Annotated in this window: 9 protein-coding genes; 1 reads left to right on the plus strand and 8 read right to left on the minus strand. The window is 65.8% G+C overall.

Features of this window, described 5'->3' with window-relative positions; translation table 11 throughout:
• Positions 1 to 168 precede the first annotated feature (168 nt).
• The 8 genes from ACTXG9_RS13475 to ACTXG9_RS13510 form a co-directional block, all read right to left on the minus strand.
• On the minus strand, positions 169 to 2589 hold the full coding sequence (locus ACTXG9_RS13475; RefSeq protein WP_456115813.1) for a TonB-dependent receptor domain-containing protein: 2421 nt from the start codon (positions 2587 to 2589) through the stop codon (positions 169 to 171).
• Positions 2590 to 2734: 145 nt separating this feature from the next.
• The gene (locus ACTXG9_RS13480; RefSeq protein WP_021202570.1) at positions 2735 to 3136 is read right to left on the minus strand and encodes a hypothetical protein; all 402 of its coding nucleotides are present in this window, start codon (positions 3134 to 3136) and stop codon (positions 2735 to 2737) included.
• 164 nt (positions 3137 to 3300) lie between these two features.
• Complete coding sequence (locus tag ACTXG9_RS13485; RefSeq protein ID WP_134735822.1) at positions 3301 to 3978, minus strand: Fe2+-dependent dioxygenase; 678 nt, start codon at positions 3976 to 3978, stop codon at positions 3301 to 3303.
• A 10-nt stretch (positions 3979 to 3988) separates the two neighbouring features.
• Positions 3989 to 4708, minus strand: a complete 720-nt coding sequence (locus tag ACTXG9_RS13490; RefSeq protein ID WP_206621313.1) for a tetratricopeptide repeat protein — start codon at positions 4706 to 4708, stop codon at positions 3989 to 3991.
• A gap of 68 nt (positions 4709 to 4776) precedes the next feature.
• Positions 4777 to 7083 carry a TonB-dependent receptor domain-containing protein gene (locus tag ACTXG9_RS13495; RefSeq protein ID WP_206621312.1) on the minus strand — a complete coding sequence of 769 codons (2307 nt, stop codon included), beginning with the start codon at positions 7081 to 7083 and terminating at the stop codon, positions 4777 to 4779.
• Between the two features lie 148 nt (positions 7084 to 7231).
• Entirely contained in the window at positions 7232 to 7636 is a 405-nt protein-coding gene (locus tag ACTXG9_RS13500; protein WP_021202566.1) for a hypothetical protein, read from the minus strand.
• 204 nt (positions 7637 to 7840) lie between these two features.
• Complete coding sequence (locus ACTXG9_RS13505; RefSeq protein WP_010483575.1) at positions 7841 to 8173, minus strand: non-heme iron oxygenase ferredoxin subunit; 333 nt, start codon at positions 8171 to 8173, stop codon at positions 7841 to 7843.
• Complete coding sequence (locus ACTXG9_RS13510) at positions 8170 to 8709, minus strand: GNAT family N-acetyltransferase (protein WP_021202565.1); 540 nt, start codon at positions 8707 to 8709, stop codon at positions 8170 to 8172. Before ACTXG9_RS13510 ends, ACTXG9_RS13505 begins: the two co-directional genes overlap by 4 nt.
• A 241-nt stretch (positions 8710 to 8950) precedes the next feature.
• Here ACTXG9_RS13510 and ACTXG9_RS13515 point away from each other — a divergent pair, with 241 nt between their 5' ends.
• The gene (locus ACTXG9_RS13515; protein ID WP_206621311.1) at positions 8951 to 14281 is read left to right on the plus strand and encodes an RHS repeat domain-containing protein; all 5331 of its coding nucleotides are present in this window, start codon (positions 8951 to 8953) and stop codon (positions 14279 to 14281) included.
• Positions 14282 to 14283: the final 2 nt, after the last annotated feature.

Below are 14283 nucleotides of genomic sequence, written 5' to 3' on the forward strand. Positions count from 1 at the left end.
TCGAGGCGGACGGGGACTGCCCATTACATCATTGATGAGAATAGCTCGCAATTGCGTGTCGTTCTGTATCCCTGGAGGGCGATTGCCGGCCAGCGGCCGGCACTACCGGGGTTCCGGGAAACAACGTCGGATTGCCGGCCAGCGGCCGGCACTACCGGTGCGTGGCGGTCAGAACTTCGCGTTCAGCGAAATCCAGTAGCTGCGGCGCTGGTCCTTGGTCGCGTAGTCGTCCACGCAGTTGAACTCGCTCTGGCTGATCAACAGGCACGACTGCGAGACGAAATCCTTGTCGAGCAGGTTGTTGACCCGTGCGTTCACCGTCAGCCAGGGCGTGGCCTTCCAGCTGCCACCGAGATGGAAGATGGTGTAGTCCTCGTAGTAGCGGGTGTGGCTGGCGCCGTTGGCGTCCAGCAGCGTGTCGCGGTAGCGGTCGTAGCGGCCCTCGCCGATCAGCGACAGGCTGACCGCTTCGTTGACCTGCCAGTTGAGGCTGGCGTTGGCCATGTGTTTTGCCGGCATGGTGCCGCTGATCGGCAGCCCCTTCTGTGCGCCACTGGTCTGCTCACTCTTCGTCCAGGTGTAGTTGCCGCGCAGCTGCAGGGTGTCGAGCAGGTCGACATGACCGGCCAGCTCGGCACCGCGGGTCTCGGCCTTGTCGATGTTCACGCTCTGGGTGAAGGTGCTGTAGCCCAGTGCTGCCCAGCCTGGGCCGATGTCCACGCAGTAGCCGCTGCCGGCGCGGGCCACTTCGCAGTTGGGGAAGGTGCCGCCGCTGGCGATCTTGTCTTCGAACGTGTTGAAGAAGCCGGTGACGTTGAAGCCCCAGCGCTGGCCCTCGTAGTAGGCGGCCAGCTCGTAGTTGGTGCTGGTTTCAGGCTTGAGGTTCGGCGAACCGACCAATGGCAGCACGCCCTGGCCACCGAAGCCGGTGATGCCCGGGAACAGCTGGTCCGGTCGCGGGGTCTTGTAGCCGGTGCTGACGCCGCCCTTGAAGGTCCACGCATCGCTGGCGTTCCACACAAGGTAGCCGCGCGGGCTGACATGGCTGCCGAACACGTTGTGGTCGTCGTAGCGCAGGCCGAAGGTAGCGGTGAGGGTATCGGTCAGCGCCCAGTTGTCCTCGGCGAACAGCGCCCACATGCGGTGCTTCTGCTTGGTGTTGCTGCGGTAGCCGGCGCCATCCATGCCGAACACGCCGTCAATCATGTCGGTGTCGTTGTACTGGCCGCCGACGGTCAGCGTGTGCGCGCCGAAGTCCAGGTCGAGCATCGTGTCGAGCACGTAGCCTTCCAGCTCCATGGTGCGCAGCGGACGCGGCAGGAACGCCTGCAGGCGCGCCATCTCGCTGGGATTGAGCGCAGTCAGCGCATTGCCACGGCCGGCCGCGCAGTTGTTGGCAGCACCGGTACGACGGCAGACGTCATTCCACAGCGTCTGCAGGTTGGCGCGCTCGTCCAGGGTCAGCGGCAGCGAACGACCGAGGTTGCTGCTCTTGCTGTGGGTCAGTGAGGTCTGCCAGGTGCCGAAGCTGTAGCGGCCCTGGTGGGTCAGCGACAGCTGATCGCGCTCGTAGCGCTGGTAGGCGGTGTAGCCCACGCGCGGCTGCACCACGCGGCGGGTGACGGTGCCGCTGCCGCTCGGGTTGGGGATGACCGCGTTGCCGACGCGCCAGAGGCTGGCCAGGCTGTCCAGCGTGCCGGTCTGTCCTTCGCTGTTGTCGTACTTCTGCCGCGACACGTCGTAGTCCAGCCACAGTTCGTGATCATCGTTGACGCGGAAATCCAGGCGTACGCCAGTGTTCCAGTTGGTGTTGGCCACCGACTTGCCACCGCCGCCGAAGCCGATGCTGCGCTCCCACAGGCTGCCGTCGGGCAGGGTCAGTGCATCCCACTCCGGGTTGGAGGCCTTGGCGTCGTAGTAGCTGCCGCGCACCGCCAGGCTGAGGCGGTCCTTCAGCAGCGGGCCGCTCAAGTAAAGGTCGGTGGTGCGCGCATCACCGAACTGGTCATCCTGCTGCACGGTGAAGCCCTGGGTCACGGCGCCGTGCCAGCGGTCCTGGTTGCGTCGGGTGATGATGTTGATCACGCCGCCCATCGCGTCCGAGCCGTACAGCGTGGACATCGGGCCGCGCACCACTTCGATGCGTTCGATCGCGTCCAGCGGCGGCAGGTAGGCGAACTGGCCGCCACCGAAGTTGTTCGGGTACAGCTGGCCGACATTGCTCTGGCGGCGGCCGTCGATCAGCACCAGGGTGTATTCGGACGGCAGGCCGCGCATGGAGATGGTGGCGCGGCCGTTCTTGTCGCTGGCCTCCAGGCCGACGTCGATGCCTTCGACGTCGCGCAGCGCGTCGACCAGGTTGGTGTAGGGGCGCTTGCTGAGTTCCTCGCGGCTGACCACGCTGATGCTGGCCGGTGCATCGACCACCTTCTGCTCGAAGCCGGAGGCGGTGACCACCACCTTGTCCAGCGTCTGTGGCGTGCCGGAAGCGTCACCGTGGGCGAAGGCAGGGGCGGTCATGGCCACCAGCACGGCGCTGGTCAGCAGGGTACGGGACAGGGACGAACGGACACGATGGCGCTGGGCCATGGCAGTAACCTCGAAGGATGCAGGGTGGTGCGATGCCAGGCGCGAACGGTCGGCATGCACGGGGAGGCCCGGTCAGGGGCGGCAGGGATGAAGCAGGCAGCGGCGCGCTGACGCGACCGTGCAGGTGGTCACGCGGGGCCGTGAATCAGGCGAGCGGCGGCGCCTGGCCGCGTTGCTGGCGGCGTCCGGGCGCGTCGGCCCAGGGCGTGTCCGGAGCGGCCAGCGGCCAGTCCGGGCGCACGCCGGGCATGGCCGGCGTAGCGGGTACGAGTTCAAGCTCGGTGCGCAGCCATTGGCTGGCCAGCAGCAACGGCGGGCGTGCCTTCTCGGCTGATTTCACCGGGGCGGCAGCACAGCGGCGCAGCTTGGCCGGTGCCTCTTCCAGCAGGGGGGCTTCGCCACCGCGCTCTTCCAGCGGCATCTGCACGGCCATTCCGGCTTGCCCGTGTGGCAGCAGGGGCAGGGTGCCCAGCAGCAAGGCCAGCATCGCCACCCACGCCAGCAGGCTGGCCAGCGCAGGACGCTGGCCGCGCATGGCGGTGCCCATCTTGCGATGGATGAGTGGGCGAGGGCGAAGCGGGCGCAGCAAGCAGGGGTCCCCAAGGGTCTGCCGGCAGCGGCCGGCATCAACGGGGCGTGATTGTAATGAGAGCTGTTATCTGTTGCAAATGAGAATGATTGCCAAAATGTCGCGGACTGGCCGGATGGGGCTCAGACTTCGCTCCATCGCCGCAGCAGGTTGTGGTACACGCCGGTCAGCTGCAGCACCGCCTCGGCGTCGCCGCCGGTCTGCCGCAGGCGCTCGATCGCGCCATCCATTTCCCACAGCAGGCGGCGCTGCACATCGTCGCGGACCATGCTTTGTACCCAGAAGAACGAGGCCACGCGCGCACCTCGGGTGACCGGCCGCACCTGGTGCAGGCTGCTGGACGGGTACACGATCAGGTCGCCAGCGGGCAGCTTCACTTCATGCTCGCCGTAGGTATCGCTGATGATCAGTTCGCCGCCCTCGTACTCGTCCGGCGCGGACAGGAACAGGGTGCAGGAGATGTCCGAACGCAGCTGTTCGCCGTTGGCCAGGTTCATCACCGCGCCGTCGACGTGGAAACCATAGGTGCCGCCGCCGCTGTAGCGGTTGAAGCGCGGTGGCAGGTACTTCAGTGGCAGCGCGGCGCTGAAGAACAGCGGATGCCGGGCCAGCGCGACGAGGATGATCTCGCCCAGTTCGCGGCGCAGCGGTGAGGCCTCGGGCAGCTGCTGGTTGTGCTTGGCCTGCGCGCCCAGATGGCCGACGGTCTCGCGGCCATCGGTCCAGTCGGCGGCATCCAGCCGGCGGCGGAAGTCGGCCACCTGGTCGGCGCTGAGAACGTCGGGGATGTGCAGCAGCATGCGGGACTCCTCAGAGGGACGGCGGTGCGACCAGGGCGCGCACCTGTGGATGCGGCGATGCGGCCAGTTCCGGCACGAGATGCGCCATGAACGCCGGGCTGCCGTGGGCCAGTGCAAGCCGCAGCCAGTGCACGGCCTGCTCGACCTGGCCGGCCTGCAGCAGGATCGAGGCGTAGTTGGCCTGGCCGCGGAAATCACCGGCCTCGGCCGCGCGCTGGTACCAGTCCAGCGCCGCCTGCGGATCGCGCTCGATCTCCAGTCCGTCTTCGAGGTGGCGGGCCAGCAGGTTCATCGATTTGGCGTGGCCCAGGTGCGCGGCACGCGTGTACAGCGCCAGCGCCTGCGCGCGGTCCAGCGGCACGCCGCGGCCGGTGGCCAGCAGGTTGGCCAGGTTGTACAGGCCCCAGTCCAGCCCGGTGTCGGCCGCGCGCCGGTACCACACCGCGGCCAGCGTGGGATCGGGCGTGGTGCCCTGGCCCAGCTCATGGCAGCGGCCGAGCATGTTCATCGCCATAGGCGCGCCGTTGTTGGCGGCGGTTTCGTACCAGAGCAGCGCAGCCGAGGCGTCCTGCGCGGTGCCTTTGCCTTCCATGTGCATCTGCGCGAGCAGCAGTTGTGCATCGACCTGCCCGGCCTGTGCGGCGTCGCGCACGCGTGCGAACGCGGCTGCCGGGTCGTGCTGCAGCAGTTCGGCCAGGGCGTCGCTGTCGATGGGGGTAAGGGTCGCCATGGGGTGAGTATCGCCGGAAACAAAAACGGCGGCAGGAGCGCCTGCCGCCGTGGTGGAGCGAAGTTACATCAGAACTTCACGTTCAGTGCCAGGGTGGCCGAGCGACCCGGGGCGATGCTCGCGTAGTGCGAGGCATAGGCCTTGGTGAAGTAGGTCTTGTCGGTCAGGTTCTGCACGTTGAGCTGCAGGCTGATGTTGTCCTGGATCGCGTAGCTGGCCATCGCGTCGAAGCGGGTGTAGCTGGCAATCCACTTGGTGTTGGCCACATCACCGTACTGCTTGTCCGAGTAGAACGCACCGGCGCCGACGGTCAGGCCGATCGGGAAGCGGTACGTGGTCCACAGGTTGGCGCTGTGCCTGGCGGTGTTCGGGAATTCGTTGCCGTTGTTCGGCGATGGCACGTAGACGTTGGACGGGCAGGTGCGGCCCACCGGTGCGCCACAGACAAAGCCATTGTCCTTCAGCTCGGAATCGAGGTAGGTGTAGCCGCCGTACAGGCTCCAGGCCTCGGTCAACTGGCCGTTGAAGCCCAGCTCGAAACCGTTGATCTCTTTCTTGCCGGCGTTCTGGCTGGTGCCGTTGTCGATGGTCACGCGCGCGTTGTTCATCACGGTGTGGAAGATCGCAGCAGTCAGGTTCAGGCGGTTGTCCAGCAGGTCCCACTTGGTGCCCAGTTCGAGGTTCTTCGTGTCCTGCGGCTTGAGGTCGGCAACGGCCGCGCTCAGGCCGTCCGAACCGTCACCACCGTCCATGCCCGGCGGGGTCGAGGAGGTGCCCCAGGACAGGTAGATGCTGCCGTTGGCGGCCGGCTTGAACACCACGCCGGCCTGGTAGTTCAGGAAGTCGTTGCTGTTGCGCACGCGGGTCGGTGCCTTGCCGGCCACCGGCGTGGTCAGGGTGGTACGGAAGTCGTCGTAGCGCAGGCCGAGGTTGATCATCCACTGCTCATTGAGCTCGATGGTGTCGAACACGTAGGCCGAGGTGGTCCTGGTGCGCTGCTCGACGTCCAGCGCCTTGTCGCTGCGATAGACGATCTGACCGGCCGCCCACGGATCGTTCGGGTTCGGCTTGTTGAAGTCGGTGCAGTTGTAGCCGGTGGCCGCGCCGGACACCTGGCAGCGAGTGCTGTTGGCGCTGTTTTCAAGGGGATTGGCGGTGCCCGGCGACATCAGGTAGCTGCCACGGGTCATCTTCTCGTCGCTGTACTCCAGGCCCGCGCTGTAGCTGTGCTTGAGCGCGCCGGTCTGGAACGCACCGGTCAGGCCCAGCTGGTCGGCGAAGCTCTTGACGTCGACCGCACGGGTGTTGGTGCGACGCCACAAGGTGCCGTACAGGTTGGGGTTGCCCTTGCTGTCGTCCGGCTGGGTCCACAGGTAGTCGTTGCTGGTGTTGCCCAGGCGCGCGATGTTGCGAAGCTTGTGGCCACCGAAGTCGTAGCTGGCGTCCAGAGTGCTGATGTCGGCGCGGGTGCGCTGGAAGTCACGGTCGACCAGGCCGTAGTAGTTGTTGCGGTCCGGCACCACTGGGCGGCCATCACCGTTCCTGGCCACGTTCGGGCCGCTGGAGAACGGATTGTTGTAGGGGAAGCCACCCGCATCGGGCAGGTCATCGCTCTGCATGTGGTAGTGGCTGGCGATCAGCTGCGCCGGGCCGTTCAGGCCGAACGCGATCGACGGCGCGATGCCCCAACGGCTGACATTGGCCGCATCACGACCGGCGATGTCCGACGCGTGCTTCATCAGGTTCAGGCGGGCGGCGATGCCGTCGCCCAGCACGTAGTTGGCGTCCACGGTGCCGCGTGCGTAGCTGTCGGTACCGATGCCCATGCTGGCGCTGGTCTCGTTCTTCAGCTTCGGCGTCTTGCTCACCAGGTTCAGGCTGCCACCACCGGAATCACGGCCGCCGTAGGCCGAGCTCGGGCCCTTGACCACTTCCACCTGCTCCAGGTCGAAGATCTCGCGGGTCTGCGAGCCGACGTCGCGCAGGCCGTCGACGAACACGTTGCTCTGCGAATCGAAGCCACGGATGAACGGGCGGTCACCGGTCGGATTGCCGCCTTCGCCGGCACCGAAGGTGATGCCCGGCACCATGCGCAGCGCATCCTGCAGGTTGGTCGCACCGGTTTCGGCGATCAGCTTCTCCGACACGATCGACACTGACTTCGGGGTGTCCAGCAGCTCGGCGGTGAACTTCGGCGAGGACGGGTTGAACCAGCTGCCGCGCACCTGCACCTTGTCCAGCTCAGTGGCGTTGCGGGAGCCGGCGTCGGCGCTGTCGGCGGCCTGCGCAGCCAGCGGCGCGAAGCCCGCGGCCAGGGTGGCGGTGGCGAGCAGGGAAACGCGCGGGGCGTGCTTGCGGGACGTGATGTAGGTCATGGCGATGGGTCGTGGCGTGGATCGGGAAAGGGGGAGAGCCGCAGCGCAGGCAGCGCGTGGGCACGTGGAGAGCTTCGTCTGTAGAGCCGAGCCGATGCTCGGCTATGGGCGAATGACGTCAGACGCACGGCAACAGCCGCAGGGCGTCTCAGCTGGCGTGCGGTGCGGGCGGTGCGTGGCCGGGGTTCAACCGCAGTGCGGGATCGTGCAGCTGCCAGCGCAGGGCGTTGGAGCGCCACAGCGGAATATGCACGACCAGGGCGGCGCGCGGGGGAGCCAGTCCGGTACAGGGCATGGTGCCCTCGCCATCCAGCGGCGGCTCCGGTGCTGGCGCGGCAGGGTGCGGGCACTCGTCCGCCGGCGGGGCCGGCATCGGCATGACCTGCTGCAGATCTTCAGCCTGTGCCTGCCAGCCGTTGGCAGCAGGGCCGTTGTCGCGTCCTTCGTGCAGTGCCGACCAGCCCAGCAGCAGCGTCAGCAGCACGGCCACAAGCAGCGGCCACCCTTGACGGGCAAGCTGGCACAGCGTGGCGGTGGGCGCGGGCGAAGCCATGGCGCGAGGGGCGGAGTCGTTACGAAGATGTTACGTAGAATAACATCAACGATAATGATTCGCATGTACGGGGCGTGGCGGCCCCCCGAGGCGGCCACGGGGCGCCCTGGAAGGGTCCTCATGGCCTGCCGGTAGATCCACCCCATGGGTTGATGCTCTCTGGCGGGGCGCCCCGTGAATGGTCTCTCCGGGCGGAGCGCCGCCTCAATCCCGGTCGTCGCGGGTCCAGATGGCGTCGTGCTCGCGCTTCACCGGAAACTTGGGCACAGGGCTGTAGGCCGGCGCGCACAAAGCGCGCCCGTCACGCACGTCGAAGCGCGCCCCGTGCAGCACGCACTCCACACTGCCTTCGGTGGTGTTGAACTCGCCCGAGGACAGCTCGAACTCTTCATGCGTGCACTGGTCTTCCAGGGCGTACAGCTCGCCGTCGAGGTTGAATACCACGATCGGCGTGCCGGTCACCTCGTCGAACACACTCTTCATTTCGCCCGGCAACAGCTCGGCGCCGGCACAGACAAAGGTCCAGGCCTCGCTCACGCGACTGCTCCGGTCAACGGCTTTTCAAGGATCTCGAAGCGCAGGTCGTCGCGCTTGGGGATGCCGAAACGCTCGTCGCCATACGGGAACGGCTTCTTGATGCCGGTGCGGCTGTAGCCGCGACGCTCGTAGAAGGCGATCAGTTCGTCGCGCACGTCGATCACCGTCATCTGCATCACCGGCACGTTCCATTCGCGTGCGGCGTGCGCTTCGGCGGCGTCCATCAGCTGCTTGCCAACGCCGCCACCCTGCTGGGCCGGGTCGACCGAGAACATGCCGAAATAGCCCTTGCCGTCGACATCGGCGACATGGGCGCAGGCCACCAGCTGGTCCCCGCGCTCGGCCAGCAGGATGGTGGAGCGCGGGCGGTCCAGGTCGGCCTGGATGCCTTCGGCGTCGATGCGGGCGCCGTCCAGCAGGTCGGCTTCGGTGGTCCAGCCGACGCGGCTGGCATCGCCGCGGTAGGCCGAGGTGACGAGGGCAATGAGGGCGGGGATGTCGGCCGGCGTGGCGGCGCGGAAGGTCAGGGTGCTCATGGGGACATTCTAGGTGGAGCGGGGAAGGGCACGGGAGGCTGCTGGCTGACGTGACTTTGCCGAGTGTGGCCAATACGTAGACTTGACGCCATCTTCATTATTCGTTCATATCTGTGACCAGCACCCACCCACCGTGAAGCAACGCGTGGCTGTCTGCCGGCGTGGGTGCCGCCTGGTCGAAGGTCAACTGCCGTTCGGCGCGGGTGGGGCACACAGGGACGTCGATCCAGGGAGGATCTGCATGCAGTCTGGCCTCATTTCATATCCGCGCGCGGCAATGGCTGCCAAGGGTCTGCTTCTCGGTGTCGTTGCCCTGTGCGTGCTGGCACCGGTCGGCGTTTCCGCCCAGATCGTTCCCACCTGGCGGCAGGAGTACGACAAGCGACTGAAGTACGGGGACCTTGTCGAGCCGCTGAAGGGCGAGATCTTCGGCGAGCAGGTCAATCTCTACGACGGCTCGATCAGCTTCAAGGCCACGGATATTTCGATTCCGGGCAATGGTGGGCTCGCGGTTTCGCTCAGCCGCAGTTATGGGGATGTCAGCGGCAGTGCAAATGACAAGGAGTATGGAAACTGGGATCTCGACATTCCGTCGCTTTCAGGCACTTACGGAGACCAGCCGGAAACTGCGATCGGCGGGCATTGGACGCCAAGCGCCCGTTGCTCGACAGTTTCCGCACCTCCGTCGCTGGATGTCTGGAACTACAAGCATACCCAGACCATCAATTTTTCTCCCCACACCTATTGGGATGGGGTGAGGCTTTCATTGCCGGGCGGAGGGGGTGAAACCGTCCTGGCGGGCAGCGGGGACGCGCGCCAGCCAACTCCGCAGGTTGGCACGCCAACGCCCTGGAACACAAAAGGGGGATGGTTCTTCTCCTGCCTCAGTGCGCTCAAGAGCGGCCAGCCGGGCGAAGGCTTTCTGGGCCACGCGCCGGATGGAACCAAGTACTACTTCGACTGGATGGTGGCGCGCGAGAACGAGTCTGCCGTTCTCCAGCCCTACGACACCATCACCCATGCCACGCTGAAACGGAAAAAGGTCTTCCTCTATCCATCCCAGGTTGTCGATCGTTTCGGTAACTGGGTCCGCTACGAATGGAGTGGCGGGCGGCTGGATCGAATCGTTGCCAACGATGGGCGCAGCATCAGCCTTGCCTATGACTCCCTGGGCCGTATCGCAACGGCGACGGCAGCGGGTCGAACCTGGACCTATGGCTACACCCCGGCCGGTGTGTTGCAGTCGGTGACGCTGCCGGACGGGACGGCGTGGAGCTACAACCTGCCGCCTGTCAATGTGACGAAGAAGTATCAGGAGTACACCGGGCAGGACGTTTGGGCCTATATGGAGGTCCCGGCTCTTTGCGCGAAGACGAACAAGATTGTGGAGACCGAGGTTGCAGCCTCCATCACGCACCCATCAGGCGCGGTGGGAACCTTCGTGTTCCGACCCTTCCGGCATGGCCGCAAGAATGTTCCATTCAACTGCCAGACTTCCGGCGACGACCAGTTGCTGGCCGACGGATGGAATCTCACGCCTATCTATCGGGACGCGATGTCGCTGGTGGCAAAGCGGATAAGTGGCCCGGGGATGCCCACGGCGGAGTGGAGCTATCAGTACACCAATCTGGGGTGGGAGTACGACAGGAGAGTCGACCAGGCTGGGTGGCCGGCGATCCCGGTGGGGCAGGCAGAGCCCAAGATAACGATTGAAACCCTGCCGGATGGCACGATCCGGACATACGAATTCGGAAAGGAAGTTGGCTATAACGACGGTCTGCTGCTGTCGACGACAACCAGCTCTGGTGGCGCGGTGGTTCGAACCGAGCGCAGTAACTACTACCCGGACGCGCAGCTTGCCAGCGCACCGTTCCCGCGCGAGGCGGGTCGGAATCTCAAGTACGGGGCCACGGAGCTGGGAGAGCATCTGAACCGCCCAGTGCAGAGCACGATCATCAATCAGGACGGCGTGCAGTTCACCCGTACGGTGCAGGCCTTTGATGCCTTCGTCCGCGAAGTTTCCGTTGTCGAAGCGAATTCCGCCGGCCAGAGTCGCACCAGCAGCACCAGCTACTACGACAATCCCGCGCTATGGGTGAACGGCCAGGTGGCGCGCAGTGTGCTCAATGGCATCGAGCAGTCGCGAACCGAATTCGATACGGCCAAAGCACTGCCGTTACGCGCCTATGCATTCGGCCGCCTGGCGCAGCAGGTGACCTACGCAGCCGACGGCACGGTTGCCTCGGTGGCCGATGGCCGCGGCAATACCAGCCATCTTTCGGGATGGAAGCGTGGCGTTCCGCAGCAGCTGCGCATGCCGGCCACGCCCGAAGCGCCCAATGGCGCGGTGCGCACGGTTGCCGTCGACGACAACGGTTGGATCACCTCGCTGACCGACGAAACCGGCGCAACCACCAGCTTCAGCTACGACAGCATGGGCAGGCTGCGCAGCCAGCAGTTCCCTGGCGGCGACAGCGTGAACTGGAATGGCGTAACCATGGACCTGCAGCGGCTGGGTGGCGCGCAGCTGGGGGTGCCCGCCGGTGCGTGGAAGCACTCTCGCACGCAGGGCGGGCGGCGCACGGATACCTACCTGGATGCGATGTTCCGCCCGGTGCTGGTGACCGAAAACGCCAACAACGTGCTGGACAGCGCCGTGGTGACCCGCTACGACACCAGCGGCAAGACCGTGTTTGCCTCGTATCCCACGCGGCAGTTCTCCGATATCAATGCCACCCTGGCCGGCACCACGACGCAGTACGACGCGTTGGGCCGCCCCACCGTGGTCAGTCAATCGTCCGAGCTGGGGGCACTGGTTACCCGCACCGAGTACGTGGGCAATCTGTCGGTGAAGGTGACCAATCCACGCGGCCAGGCCACGACGACCCGTCATCTTGCCTACGACCAGCCCAGCTATGAGATGCCGCTGACGCTGCAGCATCCGGAAGGCGTGGTGACCGAGATCCAGCGAGACACGTTGGGCAAGCCGCTGGCGATCACCCGCCGCAGTGCAGACGGCAGCCAGTCGCTGACCCGCCGCTACGTCTATGACGGCTACCAGCAGCTGTGCAAGACCATCGAACCGGAAACCGGCGCGACCGTGCAGGACTACGACGCGGCAGGCAACGTGCTGTGGTCGGCGGCCGGCACGGGTTTGACCAGCACCACCGACTGCAACCGCAGTGAAGCGCTGGCCAGTGGACGTGCGGTGAAGCGCAGTTACGATGCTGCCAACCGCTTGTCGACCCTGATCTTCCCGGATGGGCGCGGAAATCAGAACTGGTCCTACGCGCCTGATGGTCTGCCTGCCGAGATCAATACGCAGAACGACCCGGCCCGGCCGATGGTCGTCAACCGCTACCAGTACAACCGCCGCCGCCTGCTCAGTGGCGAAACCCTGCAGCATCCGGATCTGGGAAGCCTGAGCCTGGCCTATGGCTACGATGCCAACGGCACACTGGCCAGCAATATCTACCCGGGGGGGCGCGTCGTCAGCTATACGCCGGATGCACTGGGTCGGGCGACGACGGTCGGTGGCTATGCGAAAGAGGCCAGTTACTTCGCCAACGGCGCATTGGCCCGCTTCGTCTATGGCAACGGGATCGTGCACACGTTGACCCAGAATGCCCGCGGGCTGCCCGACCGCAGCCGCGATGCCACCGCAGCGGCCGCAGTGCTGGATGACAGCTACGACTACGATGCCGGCGGCAATGTGATGGCCATTTCCGATGGCCTGCCCGGGGCGCCCGGTAACCGGGACATGACCTATGACGGCCTGGACCGGTTGCGGACGGTCACTGCACCGGGCTTCGGCAACGCACTGTATGAGTATGATGCGCTGGACAACCTGCGCCGTGCCAAGGTCGGCAGCCGCGATCGTACGCACTATTTCGATCCGACCAATCGGCTGGTCAACGTGATCGAAACCGGAACCGGGGCAACCGTCACCGGTCTTGGCTATGACGTGCAGGGCAATCTATCGGTGCGCAATGGTCAAGCTTTCGCGTTTGATTACGGCAACCGACTGCGTGCGGCGGGTACAGCAGAGAGTTACGAGTACGACGCCCACGGGCGCCGGGTGAAGGCCAGCGCCAGTGGCAAGGGGGCGATCTATTCGTTCTACGACAACGGCGGTGTGCTGCGATTCCAGCGCAACGAACGTACCGGCAAACAGACCGACTATCTCTACCTGTCAGGCAGCCTTGTGTCCCAGGTGCATGGCGAAGCCGCACCCAGCGTTCCCGCGCTGAGTGCGCCGGGCTACATCACCCAGGGCAGCGTTAACCTGACCTGGAGCCCGGCCGGTGGTGCCAACCGCTATGAGCTGCAGCGTGCGCTTGCGGGCACCTGGAGCACGGTCTTCGATGGCGCGGCGCAATCGTTCACCAGCACCGGCCTGGTCACGGGAACCTATCAGTTCCGGGTGCGCGGCTGCCGGGCGGTGTGCGGCGGATGGAGCAATGTCGCATCAGTGGCCGTGGCACTGGCGCCATCCACCGTGCCGACCTTGAACGTGCCTGCCACAGCCTTCAATGGCAGTTTCAGCGTGGCATGGTCTGCGGCCTCTGGTGCCGAGCGCTATGAGCTGGAGGAAAGCGCCAATGGCGGCGCCTGGGCCCAGGTGCACAACGCCATCAGTCAATCCAAGGCCTTCAGTGGCAAGGCAGCGGGAAGCTACAACTACCGGGTTCGCGCATGCAATCCGGTGGGATGCACGGGATACAGCGCCACGGCTGCGGTGACGGTGGTGTATCCGCCCGCCACTGCGCCAGGTCTCTCTGCGCCGGCACGCGCTGCGCCGGGCAGTATCGGCATTGGCTGGAACGGGGTGGCTGGTGCCACGCGTTACACCTTGCAGGAAAGCAGCAATGGTGGCGGATGGGTCACGCTGTTCGACGGCAACGCGGGTTCCTATGCCACCGCTGCGCGCGGGGTCGGCAGCTATGGCTATCGGGTTGCCGCCTGCAATGGCGCAGGCTGCGGACCGTGGTCGGCCACGGCGACGGTAGCGGTGATCGGGCCGCCGACGATCGAGCCGGTGATCAACGCGCCGGGCCTGGTGAACGTGCCGCAGTACAGCCTGAGCTGGTCGGTGCCAGCCAACAGCGAGAGTTTCGTGCTGGAGGAGAGTGCCAACGGTGGTGGCTGGACAGTGGTGCATAACGGCGGCGGAAACAGCTTTGGCGCCAGCCGTGGAAAAGGCAGCTACGCCTATCGCGTGAGGGCGTGCAATTTCGCGGGGTGCAGTCCGTACTCGGGCATTGCGACGGTTGTGGTCGCACTTCCGCCTGGCACGCCCAGCTTCTACCTTGCCGAATGGTTGACCACCCGCAAGGCGCCGTATCAGGTGCAGTGCTCGGTGGGCTGGAGCCAAGTGGCCGATGCGACCGAGTACCAGCTTGAGAGTGGTGGCGGTGGAAAGCGCCTGTATACCGGGCCGAACGCTTATGTGAGTGCAGGCGGCAATGCCTACTGTGCTGGTGACTATCGCGTGCGTGCCTGCAATGCAGGTGGTTGCTCACCGTGGTCGGCCGACCATCCCGTCACCCGCGGCGTACTGAGCTGGGACTAAGC

Source organism: Stenotrophomonas maltophilia group sp. LNF247 (genome assembly GCF_054083135.1).